We start from the raw sequence: 13,770 nt of genomic DNA, 5'->3' as shown, positions 1-13,770 counted from the left end.
ATGTCGAGAACGTCTAGAACGAATAGACCATCGTCAGCGAGGTCTGGGTATCCGTATTCTTCTTGTCTTCGGGCACGCTGCTGTCGTTGCGGACGCTGAAGCCCGCCTTCATCTGCATGCTGCCGTTGATCTTGGTCGACAGGGATGTCTCGGCCACCGAGTGGGTATTGGACGTACCTTTCTCGACGGCGAGCGTCTGCGAAAAGTACGCTGACGGGCTGACCTGCCAGCGGAACTGCGCCGCGCCGCGCACGGTCAGGCCGTCTTCTTCTTCGTCCGTCTCGCGCTTGCCGTTGAAGTAGCCCGGACCGATCTCGACGTCGAGCGTCTTGTCCGGCGCCGTGTACCAGCGCGAGCCGTAACCGACCGACAGCGACGAATAGCGCACGTAGGCGCCGAACTTGTCGTTCACATGCGAGCCGAGGATGAACGCACGGCGCCCGTCGCCCAGCAGCTTGAAGGAGGCCTTGGCCGACGTGGCCCAGCGCTCGGCCGAGCGCGTACGCTGCAGCTCACCTTCTTCGTTCTCGTACTCGTCTTCCTTGAAGTAGCCGCTGGCAATGAATTCATGGCTCCAGTCCGACGTCTCGTGGCGGGCGTCGATCTTGCCCGTCACTGACGTGCCGCTCGTGTTGCCGGACGTGTTGATCGCACCGAGCTCGGCCGAGGTGAACCAGCCACCATCGGGAATGGTCGGCATCATGACTTTGAGCGGCGCATGGACGTCGCCAACCTGAGGAAGATCGGGGGCCGCATTGGCCGCGCCGTGGACGCTGACAACGAGCAGCGCCAGGATCGGGGATAGTTTCATCAGCATCCGTTGAGAAGCATGGGCCGCACTGCACCAGACCTGCGCAGGGCAACCGGCCCATCGTTCGTGAATCGTTCATGAATCGTGCGCAGCAGACAGGTTGCCGCGAGTTGGCCGATATTGTAACGCATAGGCTGCGCGATGCGGCGTGCCAGGCACCCGGATCGCGCCGCGCACTGGCATTCACGTCCCGACGTAGGCGATCTTGAACGCGAACAGTGCGGCGATCACCCAGACGACCGGTTTTACGTCGCGTGCGCGGCCCGTCAGGAGCTTGAGCACGGCATAGCTGATGAAGCCGAATGCAATGCCCTCGGCGATCGAGTATGTAAACGGCATGCCCAGGGCGGTGACGGCCGCCGGGATGCTTTCGGTGGTGTCGCTCCAGTCGACTTCGCCCAGGTCGGCCAGCATCAGGCAGGCGACGAACAGCAGCGCCGGCGCGGTCGCGTAGGGCGGCACGACGGACGCCAGCGGCGCGATGAACAGGCAGGCGAGGAACAGCGCGGCGACAGTCAGCGCCGTCAGACCTGTGCGCCCGCCCACCTGCACGCCGGCCGCGCTTTCGATGTACGCGGTCGTGCTCGAGGTGCCCAGCACGCTGCCGGCGACGATGGCGCCGCTGTCGACCAGCAGCGCTTTGTTCAGGCGCTCCATCTTGCCTTCGACCAGCAGGCCCGCGCGGCGCGCCACGCCCATCAGGGTGCCCGTCGCATCGAACAGCTCGACCAGAAAGAACACCAGCACGACATTGAGGATGCCGGCCGCCAGCGCGCCCGGGATATCCAGCGCAAACAGCGTCGGCGAGATGGGTGGCGGCAGCGAGAACACGCCCTGGTAGGTATTGCCGCCGAAGAAAAAGCTGAGCACGGTCACCAGCACGATGCCGATCAGGATCGCACCGCGTACCCGCAGCCGGTCCAGCGCGACGATCACGAAGAAGCCCAAGACGGCCATCAACGCTGCCGGCTGGTGCAGGTCGCCCGCCTTGACGAGCGTGGCGTCGCTGGCGACGACGATGCCGGCGTTCTTGAGGGCGATCAGGGCCAGGAACATGCCCAGCCCCACCGTGATGCCGACCCGCATCGAGCGCGGAATGCCGTCGACAATCATCGCCCGCAGCCCGACCATCGTGACGAGGATGAACAGGCACCCGGAGATGAACACGGCGCCCAGCGCCGCCTGCCACGGGATGCCCATGCCGAGCACGACGGCGTAGGCGAAGTAGGCGTTCAGGCCCATGCCGGGCGCCATCGCAATCGGGTAGTTGGCGTACAGGCCCATCAGGGCGGTGCCGCCGGCGGCGATCAGGCAGGTTGCGACGAACACGGACGCCTTGGGCATGCCGGCGTCGCCCAGGATCGATGGATTGACAAAAATGATATAGACCATCGTCAGGAACGTGGTCAGGCCCGCCATGAGTTCGGTGCGGACGGTGGTGTTGTTGGCGCTGAGTTGGAAGAAACGGTCGAGCATGGTGATCCTGCAGATTACGGTAGGGCGAAGCATAGCATTGCGCGTCGGCGCAGCGGCGACGGATGGCGACTGTCAGGGTCCATGCCGGGGGTGTTACCATGCGGGCACGATCATTCTTTCACCCTCATTCCCTATTTCAGACATGCCAAAAAACAAGCGTCCGGTGCCACGCACCTCGAACAACACACGCGAACCGGACACCGATGCCCAGGCCCAGGAAATGGCCGATCTGGCGCTCGAGATCGCCGAGCGCGAAGACCTGGAAACGGGCGAACCCGACACCGTGCGCCGCGACCAGCTCGTGCTGGCGGTGCGCAAGGCCGTGCGCAAGAAGCGCGACGAAGTCCTGTACGAGGCGATCGAACTGGCACGCTACACCGATCCGCTGGCCTGCCGCGTACTGCGCGGGTGCATCGAAGAAGAAGCAGCGACGCTGCGCGTGGGGCGCGAAGGCGGTCCGGAACACGAAATCGACGCCTTCATGGTGCCGCTGTTCGTGCGCAGCGAGGGCGGATTGGTGGCGCAGGAATTGTTCCAGGACGAAGCGGCGTTCGAGGCGCTCGTGGCCAGCTTCCAGGATGGCGGCCTCGACAGTCCGGATGCGCGCGTGATCCTGCTCCAGCACGCGTTCGACCTGGGCGAGATCGACCATATCGCCTATGGCACGCTGCACGAGATGCTGCGCGAAGCAGCCGCCTCGCTGACCGAAAAGAAGCTGCAACCGGCCCCGACCATCGCAGCAAGCATGCGCGGCTGGACCGGTGAACCGGTCGCGCCGGACGAAACGGCGCTCGAGCTGCGTTTCCTGCTCGGCTTTTCGTTCAAGCGCAGCGACGATGCCTTCTACCGGATTCCAAAGGACGAGGCTGGCAGCGACGCCTATTTCACCGCCCGCATGGACCGCTATCGTGACTGGACCGTGGCGGCGGCGCCATTGGTCGCGCGCTGCCTGGCGGCCGACCCCGCACGGCTCGACCTGAACTTTTTATACCAGGACCTGTTCTACGGCGCCAAGGAGCAGGGCGTGGCCGAGCTGGCAACGCTTGGCGTGCTGGCCGACATCAAGGGCCTGCTGCAGGCCAAGGACCTGGCGCCGGATGCCGTGCATGCGGCCGTCGCGCCGATCGATATGGGCGAACACATCCTGCTGCGCGCGAACCTGTACGCGCTGGATGGTGGCCAGCCGTGGGGCAGCGTCGAGAAGCCGGTCGACCTGGCCGCCGATCTGGTGCTTGAAGTCGATGAACTGTGCGACGCGCTGCTGTCGCTTGGTCTGGAAGGTGTGTCGATCGCCGTAGGCTTCAGCGACGATGGCCACGCTGAGGGCGCCGAGCCGTATCACCCGGGCTGAGCGTCGCCGCCCTGGACGGTGCGCCGCCTGGCGCGCCTGAACACGTTGGCGGTACTGGAATTGCCGACCCGTGGTGCGGCGCAACCTGCTTTTATCCCCCATTTTACGGCGTGACTTTTGGTGAGTTTCGTCAAGTTTTTCACTTGTAATCGTAGTGGAACTTCTTGTCGCGCTGTAGGACGCCACTGACAGGAAATCATGTCAAAAACCGCTTCTCCCTATGAGACGCGACAAGAACCATCAACAGTCCTGTTACATTTCCTGAAATATTGCTATGCACAAATCAAAAAATTAAGAAAATTGCATGTTACGATCCACTCGTCCGGCCAGGTTCCCGCGCGCAAGCTGCGGTGGTCCCGAGTAGAGAGAGAAGAACCGTCCGGCTGCACAATTACCAACAACTATAGCGCCACCAAGGCGAAAGGAAAATTCACATGCCGACCCTCATCGTGTTCTGCCATCTCCGCTGGGATTTCGTGTTTCAACGCCCCCAGCACCTGATGACACGTCTGGCTCAACACTACAAGATTCTCTTCGTCGAAGAGCCGATGCACACGGATGGCGAAGCGCGCCTGGAAAAGATGGAAGTTGCCGACAACATCACCGTCTGCCGTCCGCACACGCCGATTCATCAGTGGGGTTTCCACGATGACCAGCTGCCAACGCTGCAAAACCTGCTGGCCGATCTCGTGCCTGCCGGCGAAGAGCCAATCGTCTGGTTCTACACGCCGATGGCGCTGCCACTGCTGCAAGGTCTGAAGCCATCGAAGGTGATCTACGACTGCATGGACGAACTGGCGATGTTCAAGAACGCGCCGAAGCAGCTGCTGCAGCGCGAAAGCGCCTTGCTCAATATCGCCGACGTGGTCTTCACCGGCGGCCCGAGCCTGTACCAGTCCAAGCGCGACCGTCACGCCAACGCGCACTGCTTCTCGAGCAGCGTCGACGCCGGCCACTTCCGCCAGGCACAGGATGCCGCGATTTCGCATCCTGACCAGAACCATATCGCCCATCCGCGCCTGGGCTTCTATGGCGTGATCGACGAGCGCTTCGACGTCGACCTGGTCTCGAGCATGGCCGATGCGCATCCTGAATGGCAAATCGTCCTGGTGGGTCCAGTCGTCAAGATTGATCCGGCAACGCTGCCAAAGCAGGCCAATGTGCACTACATGGGTCAGCGCACCTACAACGAGCTGCCACAATTCCTGGCCGGCTGGGATGTGTGCCTGCTGCCATTCGCGATCAACGACTCGACCAAGTTCATCAGCCCAACCAAGGTGCTGGAATACATGGCAGCTGAATTGCCATCGGTGTCCACGCCGATCACCGACGTCAAGGTGCCATACGGTGATGTGGTCGAGATCGCCGAATCGCACGCTGACTTCATCGCAGCCTGCGAGCGCCAGCTGGCGCTGACGCCCGAAGCCCGTGCAACGATGGCGGCGCGCATGCGTGACGTCGTGGCCGGCACGTCGTGGGATCTGACCGCGCGCAGCATGCATGAGCTGATCGACAGCGCCGTGCGCAGCAACAAGGTCGAGCGCTTCTTCGCCAGCAACCAGGAAGCCGTGCCAAGCACGCCAGATCTGGTCGCGGTTGCCCAAGCGCGTTAACCCAGCAGCAAGAGGAAATAAAAAGGCCGGTGTCGCAGGACACCGGCCTTTTTTACGTGGACATTGGGTACCTGCTACGTCATCTGCCGTAGCACGTCCTCGATGGCTTCCACGGTTGCCGGCTTCGTCAAGTGCGCATCGAAACCGGCCTGGGCAGTGCGTTCGCGGTCGGCTGCGCCGCCCCAACCGGTCAGTGCCACCAGGCGCACGGCGGCGTAGCGGGCATCGGCGCGGATCGCAGTGGCCACCTCGTAGCCGGACATGCCCGGCATCCCCAGGTCCAGAAACACGACATCCGGCATCAGCATCGGCAGCATCCGCAGCGCCTGATGGCCATCGTTGGCCACCGGCGCGCTGTGGCCCAGCATCGACAGCAGCGCGGCCAGGGTTTCGGCTGCGTCACGATTATCGTCGACCACCAGCACGCTGCTCGGCGGCACCGCGCCTGCCGGGGCCGCCTGGGTTGCCGGCGGCGCTGCACCAACAGGCTCGCTGCCAAGGGGCAGGCGCACCGTAAACTGGCTGCCCGCATTCGTGCCGGCACTGTCGGCGCGCACGCTGCCGCCATGCAGTTCGACCAGGCTGCGCACCAGTGACAAGCCGATGCCGAGGCCGCCGGAACCGGGCTGCTGCGCCTGCCCAACCTGCGTGAACATCCGGAATACCACTTCGAGCGCATCGGGCGCGATGCCGATGCCGTTGTCAGTCACGGTAATGACGGCGTCGTTGCTGTCGCGTTCGGCGCGTAGCGCGATGCGCCCGCCTTTGGGCGTGTAGCGCGCGGCGTTGTTCAGCAGATTGCTGATGACCTGGGTCAGGCGTGTGGGATCGGCCAGCAGCGGCAGGGGCAGGGCGGGCAGATGGACATCGAAGCTGTGCCGCGCCGCCTGCAGCAGCGGCATGCTCGTCTCGATGGCTGCGTTCACGACCGTGGCCAGGTCGACCGGTTCGCAGCGCAGCTCGACCTGACCGCGCTGGATGCGGGCGACGTCGAGCAGGTCGTCGACCAGCAGCACCAGGTGGTCGAGCTGGCGGCCCATGATCTCATGCACGCGGCTGACGGCCGCCGCGTCGCCCGGCGCGCGCCGGATGAATTGCAGGCCGCTGCGGATCGGCGCGAGCGGATTGCGCAATTCATGCGCCAGTGTGGCGAGAAATTCGGTCTTGAGCCGGTTGGCCTCGGACAGGTCGGCTGCCATCTGGCGCAGTGCGGCGTCTGACCGGCGCCGTTCGGTCACATCGGTAAACAGCACCGCGAGGCGGTGCGTAAGTAGCCCGCCCAGCCGTGTGGCGTACACGTCGAACCAGCGCGACAGGCCCTTTGCCTCGTTCTCGAAGCGCACCGGCTCGCCCGTGGTGGCGACGCGCCCGTAGATGTCGAACCAGTGCTGTTCGTGACCTGGCACCATGTCACGCATGGTCTTGCCAACCGCGTCGACAAGGCCCGTGTGCTTGATGAAGGCCGGATTGGTTTCAATGAAGCGAAAGTCGCATGGCGCGCCGTTGGCATCGAACAGGACGTCGATCACGCACAGGCCTTCGTCAATCGAGTTGAATACCGTACGGTAGCGCTCTTCACTTGCGTGCAGTTGCTGCTCCGCCTCGAGCTGGCGGGTGGCGTCGATGATGACGCCGCGCACCGCTGTGGGCAGCCCGTCGCCGTCGGTGTCGACATGGCCGCGCGCCATCACCCAGCGCCAGCCACCGCCGGGCAGCCGGATCCGGTAGGTGGCGCCATAGGCGCTGCGCGTTGCAATCGCAGCGCCGATCTCGGCGGTCGTCGATTCGACATCGTCGGGATGGATGGCGGCCAGGTAGCGCTCCAGCGGGGCGCTGCTGCGTTCGTGGCGGGACACCCCGAACAGATCGGCGACCCGCTCGTCAGCATCGACGCAATCGGCGTGGATATCCCACGACCAGATACCCAGTTCGGCAGCTTCAATGATGCGCGCGAGGCGCCGGCTGGTATCGTCGAGCGCCGCTTCGGCGCGCCGGCGCTCGATCTGCGTGTCGAAGGCAGCGGTGTAGAAGCGCGCCTTGGCGCGCAGGATGGTCGGTGAAAGCGGCTCGGTGAGAACGGCAATCACGCCGGCGTCGTACAGCGCCTCGTGCGACATCGGCAGAGGCAGCGGCAAGCCCATCGCGACGATGGGGGTCAGGCTCGAGCGCGCATTGCTGCGCACGGCGGCCACGACGGCAAGCATGCCGTCGGGGTCACCCGCATAGCCAACCAGCACCAGGGCGAAATCACGGCGCTGTACCTGTGTCAGGCCGTCCTGGAGGGAGGTTGCATGCACGACCGCTCTGCCGAGTTCGCGCGCGACTTCCGACACGACCGGATTGACGGTGGGGTGCGTGCAGACGAACAGGATGCAACTACTAATGAGACTGTCGGGGCAGTCGTTCGGATCGTTCAACATGCGCCTGGTTTGCGAGTGTGTTTACTCTGACAATCTAATGCGCTGATGAGCAAGTGTCAATGACAGACTTGCCCGCGAACAAGACGGCTGGCGCCACTGGCGCCCGCCGCGCAATCACGGTATTACGGTTTTTCAGGGACCTGCTGCGATGGCACCGGGGCTTTCAGTGCCTCTGGCAGGGAATCGGCGATGCCGTTGCCCGGCGCCTGGCCGATGCGCCGCGCCTCGTCGGAGTGCTGGTCGAGGCTGACTTCCTCGGCGACGTCGAAGCGGCCGTCCTCGAAACCTTCTTCGCCCGGCAGCAGGTTTTCGGAGCGTTGTTCCTGGCCACCGGCCGGCACCGGCGCTTCTGGCTTGCGGTCTGCTTGTTCTTGATCGGTCATCATAATCTCCAACGTTGGTTTGATATGCGCCAATTATGTCGCAGCGACCGGGGGCGGGGCGCACGTCAACACCGACTGCATCACGCTGCGCGGGCGTGGCGTGGCACGCCGGTGCGGATGCGGTAGAAGAATTTTATGCTTGGGAAATTGTCGCTCAGCTAGAATGCCCGCTGTTTCCCTCACTGTATCGTCATCATGTTCCGATTGTCTTTTGCCAGTATTGCCGCCCGGCTTGCATTCGCCGGCGCGCTGCTGGCCTCCGCCGCCGCCCAGGCCGCGAGTTGCCCTGTCCATTACCTCGACGGCCGTCCGCCGGAAATCCAGAATCAGAAGCTGGCCGTGTCCACGCGCGAGCTGTGCTACGGCGTGTTTGGCGTCGTGCATTCGGGCGTGACCCGCACGCCATTGTGGTCCGCCGAATATGTGCGCGCCGATAATCTCAAGCGGGCGCAGGGTCTCGACCGGGACGATAAATTCCACGCCGAGTCGCGCCTGCCGCGCGGCCAGCGCGCCGAGTTGGCCGATTACGCCCGCAGCGGTTTCGACCGCGGTCACCTGGCGCCGAACGCCAACATGCCCGACCGCCGCACCCAGCGCGAAAGTTTTTCGCTGGCCAATATGGTCCCGCAGGACCGCGACCATAACCGCAAGATCTGGGCGCCGATCGAAGGCGCCGTGCGCACGATGGCAAAGAAGGAAGGCGAGCTGTACGTGATCACGGGACCGGCATTTTTGGGTACGAGCCTGAAAAAAGTCGGCAACGTGATCGTGCCGACCCATCTGTACAAGGTGGTTTACAGCCCGCGTCAACGCCTGGGCGCCGCCTGGCTGACCGAAAACCGGGCCGATGCCCCGATCAACGTCGTGCCCGTGGCCGAGCTCGAGCGGATCGTCGGCATCGAACTGCTGCCGTCGCTGAGCACGAAGCAAAAGGAGCGCATGTTGCGCCTGCCGACGGTCAAGCCATCCAAGAAACGTTCATAACCCGGAGGATCCATGAGCAAGAAAAAACCCGTCAGCTTTGTCCCGTTCGCCAATGAAGCCGATGTCATCGGTATTGGCGACCTGACGCTGGAAAACCGGCTCGACCGCATCACGATTGCGGGCGACGTCGACCTGACTGCGGACGTGCCCGGCCTTGCGCACGCCCGCCGCCTGCACGCCGTGCTGGGTGAGATTGTCGCCGCACTGGAAGCGCGCGCATCGGCTGGCGAATTGCCAGAGCAATTGCCGCCGCCTGAAGTCAAGACGATCGACAATCCATTCGCCTGAGAGGCAGGTCGAGACCAGGGCGGATACCTGGGTCGGGCGGAACTAAATTTCCGCTCGTCAATGGTGTGCGAGTTCCACCGAGAATAGAGTAATGTTGACAACATAGCGCGAACGAAAGAGGCGGCGTCGCCGCCCGCGCAAGACCTACTATTTCGGAGGAACGTCCATGCAACATACCCTCGTCGCGGTGTTCGATAACCGCACTGATGCACAAAACGCCATGAACGAATTGCTGTCGTCGGGCTTTACCCGCACCGATGTGCGACTGTCGACCGCCGATGCAGACACGATTGGTCAGAGCGATAGCCTGAACGCATCGTCCGACCTCGACACGACCCGCAGCGCCGACGGCGACACGGGCATCACGGCCAGCATCAAGAATTTCTTCGGCGACCTGTTCGGTTCGGATAACGCCGAACACGCTAACCGCTACGAAGGCGCCGTGAACCGCGGTAGCCATGTGCTGACGCTGGTCGCCAATTCGCTGCCGGAAGTCGAGCGCGGCGCTGACATCGTCGAACGCTACGGCCCGACCGACATCGATGAAACCTCGAGCGGCACGCCAGATCTGGCATCGACGGGCTTTAGCAGCGGCGCGATGCACGCAGGCAGCACGATCGGCATGCAGCAGGCATCGTCGATGTCGGCGCAATCCAGCTCGACCCCGACCTCGACCTCGACTCCAACCTCGGCTGGCGCTGGCTCGGTGCAAGCCGCGGCGATCCCGTCGCTGGACAATCCAGGCGACCGTCAACTGTTCCAGCATCAGGAATCGCTGGGCACGTCTGATCTGACCAACTCGACGCACCAGGAACCACTGGGCCAGAGCGGCCTGACCGCCACCGGCGGCACGTCGCTGCAAGGCTCGACCCTGCGTGACACGGCGATCCAGGGTTCGGCGCTGGACGGTTCGATCCGCCAAGGTTCGACGGCTGTCGATCGTGGTGACTCGCTGCAGCGCGATACGACAATGAGCAACACCAGCGGCGTCGGCACCAGCGGCACCACCGGCACCAGCGGCACCCAGTTCACCGACAAGCAGCGTAATGGCGTGCGCATCTTCTCGCGCGGCCAGTCTGATGCTGCATTGGGCACGTCAACCGGTTTTGAATCGGGTTCGGGCAGCAGCGCCATGGGTTCCATGAGCGGCGACGACAGCTATTACCGCAATCATTTCGACACCACCTACGGTGCGAGCGGCGCATCGTACGACGAGTACGCACCAGCCTACAGCTACGGTAGCGAAGCTGCCCGCAGCGGCCGCTACACCAACGGCGCCTGGGACGATATCGAAGCCGACCTGCGCAACGACTGGGACAGCCGTTACGCCACCGGTGGCGAGCCATCGACCTGGGAAAAAATGAAGGCCGCCGTACGTCACGGCTGGGAACGCATGACCGGTGACAACGACGACGACCAGTACCGCAGCCACTACGACAGCACCTACGCGTCGAGCGGCGAAAAGTACGACGATCTGAAGCCAGCCTACTCGTACGGCACCGAAATGCGCCGCAACGAGATGTACCGTAACCGTCCATGGGACGATGTCGAGACCGACCTGCGCACGGGCTGGGACAACCGCATCGACGGCACCCGCGAATTTTCCACCACCGGCAGCGACAGCAGCGAGCCGTCGGCATGGGACCGCGTCAAGAACGCCGTGCGTCACGGCTGGGACAAGATGACGGACGACAATGACGACGACATCTACTACCGCAACCACTGGAATTCGGTCTACGGCAGCACCGGTGGCGCCTACGACGAATTCCGTCCGGCGTATAACTACGGTACCGAGATGGCGCGTGAAGAAAAGTACCGCAACCGTCCATGGACCGAAGTCGAAGCCGATCTGCGCAGCGATTGGGACAACCGTTATCCGGGTGAGCAGTCGACCTGGGACAAGATGAAGTCGGCAGTGCGTCACGGCTGGGAACGCATGATGCGTTAAGCCTGTCGGGTCATCGACAGAAGTAGAAACGGCGCCTGCGGGCGCCGTTTTTTTTGTTTCATTCGCGGTATTTCGACGGTTTGGCGTAGGGTGGACGGGTTTCCCGTCCACGCGTTCAGCCGACGCCGCACGTTGAACGCGTGGACGGCACAGCCGTCCACCCTACATCTTGGTAGTAAAGTGACTGCGACGCGCAGTCAAGCCGCCTCGGTCATCGGCAGGCTGATCCGGTTACGCCCCAGGTGCTTGGCCCGGTAAAGCGCCGCATCGGCAATCGCGACCAGCTGATTGGCATGGTTGTCCGGCCCGGCGATGGCCGTGGCCGCGCCGATCGACACGGTGACGTGGCCGGCGGCAAAGCGGCACGGCAGCTGCAGTTGCTCTACCCGGCTGCGAATGCGTTCGGCCACGATGGCCGCGCCCTTGAGCGACTGGTTCGGCAGCACCACGGCGAATTCTTCGCCGCCATAGCGCGCCACCAGGTCATTGGCCCGCATCTCGCTGGCCACGGCGCGGGCAACACGCTTCAGGCATTCGTCGCCGCCCAGGTGGCCATGGGCATCGTTGTAAGCCTTGAAATTGTCGACGTCGACCATCAGCAACGAGAGCGGCTGCACCTGGCGCAGCGCGCGCGCCCATTCCGCATTGAGTGTGTCATCGAAGCAGCGCCGGTTGGCCAGGCCCGTCAGGCCGTCGCGGGTCGCGAGCTGCTCCAGTGCTGCCTGGGCCATTTTTTCATCGGTCAGGTCGCGCAGGGTTTCGACCACCGCCGACAGCTGGCCGCTGGCGTCGTAGATGGGACTGGCGTCCGCCGCCAGGTAGCGCCGGCGGCCGGCACGCGGCATGTCGCACCAGCTCTCGATGGACAGCCCCGGCGTGGCGCGCCCGGCATCGCCCTGGACGGCGAGCGCCTCGCCCGCCTGTGCCGGATCGCAACCGGTGCGCAGGACGAGATCGGCGAGCGTGGGCCGCTGAACGTCGTAGAAGCTGCGCCAGTGGTCGCCCGTGCCCAGCACTTCGGGCGCCGGCACGCCGGTCAACTGCTCGCAGGCACGGTTCCAAATCGTCACGCGCGCATGGGTATCGAGCACGAAGACCGGTACCGACAGGCTTTCCATCAACTGACCGACGAAGGCGACGTCCTGGAGCAGGGCTGTCGGATATGCCGCGCTGCTGCTTGTGTTGATCATGAGCAGTCCTCTGCGAGTGGTAGCGCTTCGGTTTGCGGCAACCGGGTGGCTGCCGTCAGGAACCGATTCTGCTACTCGCATCAACACATGCTATTGATCTTTAGCAAGGAGGTTTCAGCGTTGTGTTTAACGTACACGGTTGTGCGGTCGCTTGCCGGTCATCACACGCCGATGATCACAAGCCGATTATGCAACCACGGCCATTTCCGCAGCCAGTTCGGTAGCGGGATGCCTGACCGGCAGCGACAAGGACCAGCGCCCGGCATCCCCGGCGGTGGCAACGACGCGCAGCACGCCGCCCATGGCGCGGATCTGGTCGATCAGCTCGGCCGGCAGCGAGGCGACTTCGCCCGGGGCGCTGGCGCAGCCGTCGATTTCCAGCCCCAGCGAGCTGGCGTTTTCCAGCAGGCGCACGTGCAGTTCGCCGTGCTGGACCCGCGCAGCCGTGGCCAGCACATCCTGCAGCACACGAAACACGGCCAGCCGCGCGGCGCGATCCTGGCTGGCGCGCGAGCTGGGGTCGATGCCGGCCTCGAAGCGGTAGCGCATGCCGTACAGGTGCGCGTGCTCGGCCAGACAGCGTTCGAGCGCATGGCGCAGGCCATCGCCCGGACCAAAGCCACGCAAGCCGCTCGCCACCGCGCGCACGGCGCCCAGCGCACCGTCGAGATGGGTCATGGCGCTGGCCAGGCGGCTGGCCAGGGCTGGCGCCTCGGCCGATGTGGCGCTGTCATGCAGCGTCGAGAGGTCGGCACGCAGTGTCAGCAGGCGCCGGCCCAGCTCGCTCTGCAGTTCGCGCGCGATCCGCGTGCGTTCGCTGTCGCGCACATCTTCGTTCTGGCGCACCAGGCGGTACACGACATCGTGGTTGTCCGCCAATGCCTGCTCGGACTGCGCGCGCGACTCACGTTCGGCAGCCAGTTGACCGTGCAGGGCCTGGGCCCGTTCTTCCAGGCCCATGCTGCGCCGCAGGCTCAGGCACGCCAGTACCAGCGCCGCCAGCGTCACCAGAACGCAGGCCAGCAGCTCCGGCGCGGCGCTGCGTAGTAGCATCGGCACCATCAAATAAGCGTCACTCGCGCTGGCGCCGCTGGCGACGAAGGGCAAGGTCACCAGCAAAAAGTTCGGTTTGTTCATCATTGCCCTCGTGAAGGTGTCGGAAGTTTCCGTAAGAACTTACCGCTCCGCTCATGTAGGAATGTTGTTCAGTCTCAAACCTGACGTTTCCGACACGCTCTCAGCGGTCGACGACATCCGCTGCGCCGGCGAATGCGCCGCGCTATAATGGAAGGTTGACGAGAGGCTT

11 protein-coding genes are annotated in these 13,770 nt (G+C 64.2%); 5 read left to right on the top strand and 6 right to left on the bottom strand.

The annotated features are described in order from the left end of the window. Positions 1 to 13: 13 nt before the first annotated feature. Together NX775_RS00585 and NX775_RS00580 are read right to left on the bottom strand one after the other, a co-directional pair. Complete coding sequence (locus NX775_RS00585; protein WP_258834212.1) at positions 14 to 817, bottom strand: DUF481 domain-containing protein; 804 nt, start codon at positions 815 to 817, stop codon at positions 14 to 16. Between the two features lie 177 nt (positions 818 to 994). Then, positions 995 to 2,287, bottom strand: a complete 1,293-nt coding sequence (locus NX775_RS00580) for an NCS2 family permease (protein WP_258834211.1) — start codon at positions 2,285 to 2,287, stop codon at positions 995 to 997. A 142-nt stretch (positions 2,288 to 2,429) separates the two neighbouring features. Here NX775_RS00580 and NX775_RS00575 point away from each other — a divergent pair, with 142 nt between their 5' ends. Both NX775_RS00575 and NX775_RS00570 read left to right on the top strand, forming a co-directional pair. Beyond that, positions 2,430 to 3,638, top strand: a complete 1,209-nt coding sequence (locus tag NX775_RS00575) for a hypothetical protein (RefSeq protein WP_258834210.1) — start codon at positions 2,430 to 2,432, stop codon at positions 3,636 to 3,638. A gap of 434 nt (positions 3,639 to 4,072) precedes the next feature. Next, positions 4,073 to 5,251 (top strand): glycosyltransferase, encoded by a 1,179-nt coding sequence (locus NX775_RS00570; protein WP_258834209.1) that lies wholly within the window; start codon positions 4,073 to 4,075, stop codon positions 5,249 to 5,251. A 74-nt stretch (positions 5,252 to 5,325) separates the two neighbouring features. Here NX775_RS00570 and NX775_RS00565 read toward each other — a convergent pair whose 3' ends face one another. Continuing rightward, positions 5,326 to 7,671, bottom strand: a complete 2,346-nt coding sequence (locus NX775_RS00565; RefSeq protein ID WP_258834208.1) for an ATP-binding protein — start codon at positions 7,669 to 7,671, stop codon at positions 5,326 to 5,328. A gap of 122 nt (positions 7,672 to 7,793) precedes the next feature. Continuing rightward, positions 7,794 to 8,057, bottom strand: a complete 264-nt coding sequence (locus NX775_RS00560; RefSeq protein WP_258834207.1) for a hypothetical protein — start codon at positions 8,055 to 8,057, stop codon at positions 7,794 to 7,796. A gap of 192 nt (positions 8,058 to 8,249) precedes the next feature. On the opposite strand from NX775_RS00560, the gene NX775_RS00555 reads away from it, so the two are divergent. The 3 genes from NX775_RS00555 (at position 8,250) to NX775_RS00545 (ending at position 11,274) form a co-directional block, all read left to right on the top strand. Then, a complete protein-coding gene (locus NX775_RS00555; RefSeq protein WP_258834206.1) occupies positions 8,250 to 9,038 on the top strand; it encodes a DNA/RNA non-specific endonuclease in 789 nt (262 codons plus the stop codon). 12 nt (positions 9,039 to 9,050) lie between these two features. After that, a complete protein-coding gene (locus tag NX775_RS00550) occupies positions 9,051 to 9,326 on the top strand; it encodes a hypothetical protein (RefSeq protein WP_183552427.1) in 276 nt (91 codons plus the stop codon). A 166-nt stretch (positions 9,327 to 9,492) separates the two neighbouring features. Beyond that, positions 9,493 to 11,274 (top strand): general stress protein, encoded by a 1,782-nt coding sequence (locus NX775_RS00545; protein ID WP_258834205.1) that lies wholly within the window; start codon positions 9,493 to 9,495, stop codon positions 11,272 to 11,274. 197 nt (positions 11,275 to 11,471) lie between these two features. On the opposite strand, the gene NX775_RS00540 is transcribed toward NX775_RS00545, so the two are convergent. Then, the gene (locus NX775_RS00540) at positions 11,472 to 12,392 is read right to left on the bottom strand and encodes a GGDEF domain-containing protein (RefSeq protein ID WP_258835084.1); all 921 of its coding nucleotides are present in this window, start codon (positions 12,390 to 12,392) and stop codon (positions 11,472 to 11,474) included. A 258-nt stretch (positions 12,393 to 12,650) separates the two neighbouring features. After that, complete coding sequence (locus NX775_RS00535; protein ID WP_258834204.1) at positions 12,651 to 13,604, bottom strand: histidine kinase; 954 nt, start codon at positions 13,602 to 13,604, stop codon at positions 12,651 to 12,653. Positions 13,605 to 13,770: the final 166 nt, after the last annotated feature.

Origin of the sequence: Massilia aurea, assembly GCF_024753205.1 — a bacterium.
Lineage (GTDB): Bacteria > Pseudomonadota > Gammaproteobacteria > Burkholderiales > Burkholderiaceae_D > Telluria > Telluria aurea.
Note: the sequence above shows the minus strand (reverse complement) of the source record. Positions and strands in the feature narration are given on the sequence as shown.

What these genes read in the sequence shown, in the direction of transcription:
- NX775_RS00585 (WP_258834212.1), bottom strand. Translation starts at nt 817, where the DNA reads ATGCTGATGAAACTATCCCCGATCCTGGCGCTGCTCGTTGTCAGCGTC.
- NX775_RS00580 (WP_258834211.1), bottom strand. Translation starts at nt 2,287, where the DNA reads ATGCTCGACCGTTTCTTCCAACTCAGCGCCAACAACACCACCGTCCGC.
- NX775_RS00575 (WP_258834210.1), top strand. Translation starts at nt 2,430, where the DNA reads ATGCCAAAAAACAAGCGTCCGGTGCCACGCACCTCGAACAACACACGC.
- NX775_RS00570 (WP_258834209.1), top strand. Translation starts at nt 4,073, where the DNA reads ATGCCGACCCTCATCGTGTTCTGCCATCTCCGCTGGGATTTCGTGTTT.
- NX775_RS00565 (WP_258834208.1), bottom strand. Translation starts at nt 7,671, where the DNA reads ATGTTGAACGATCCGAACGACTGCCCCGACAGTCTCATTAGTAGTTGC.
- NX775_RS00560 (WP_258834207.1), bottom strand. Translation starts at nt 8,057, where the DNA reads ATGATGACCGATCAAGAACAAGCAGACCGCAAGCCAGAAGCGCCGGTG.
- NX775_RS00555 (WP_258834206.1), top strand. Translation starts at nt 8,250, where the DNA reads ATGTTCCGATTGTCTTTTGCCAGTATTGCCGCCCGGCTTGCATTCGCC.
- NX775_RS00550 (WP_183552427.1), top strand. Translation starts at nt 9,051, where the DNA reads ATGAGCAAGAAAAAACCCGTCAGCTTTGTCCCGTTCGCCAATGAAGCC.
- NX775_RS00545 (WP_258834205.1), top strand. Translation starts at nt 9,493, where the DNA reads ATGCAACATACCCTCGTCGCGGTGTTCGATAACCGCACTGATGCACAA.
- NX775_RS00540 (WP_258835084.1), bottom strand. Translation starts at nt 12,392, where the DNA reads ATGGAAAGCCTGTCGGTACCGGTCTTCGTGCTCGATACCCATGCGCGC.
- NX775_RS00535 (WP_258834204.1), bottom strand. Translation starts at nt 13,604, where the DNA reads ATGATGAACAAACCGAACTTTTTGCTGGTGACCTTGCCCTTCGTCGCC.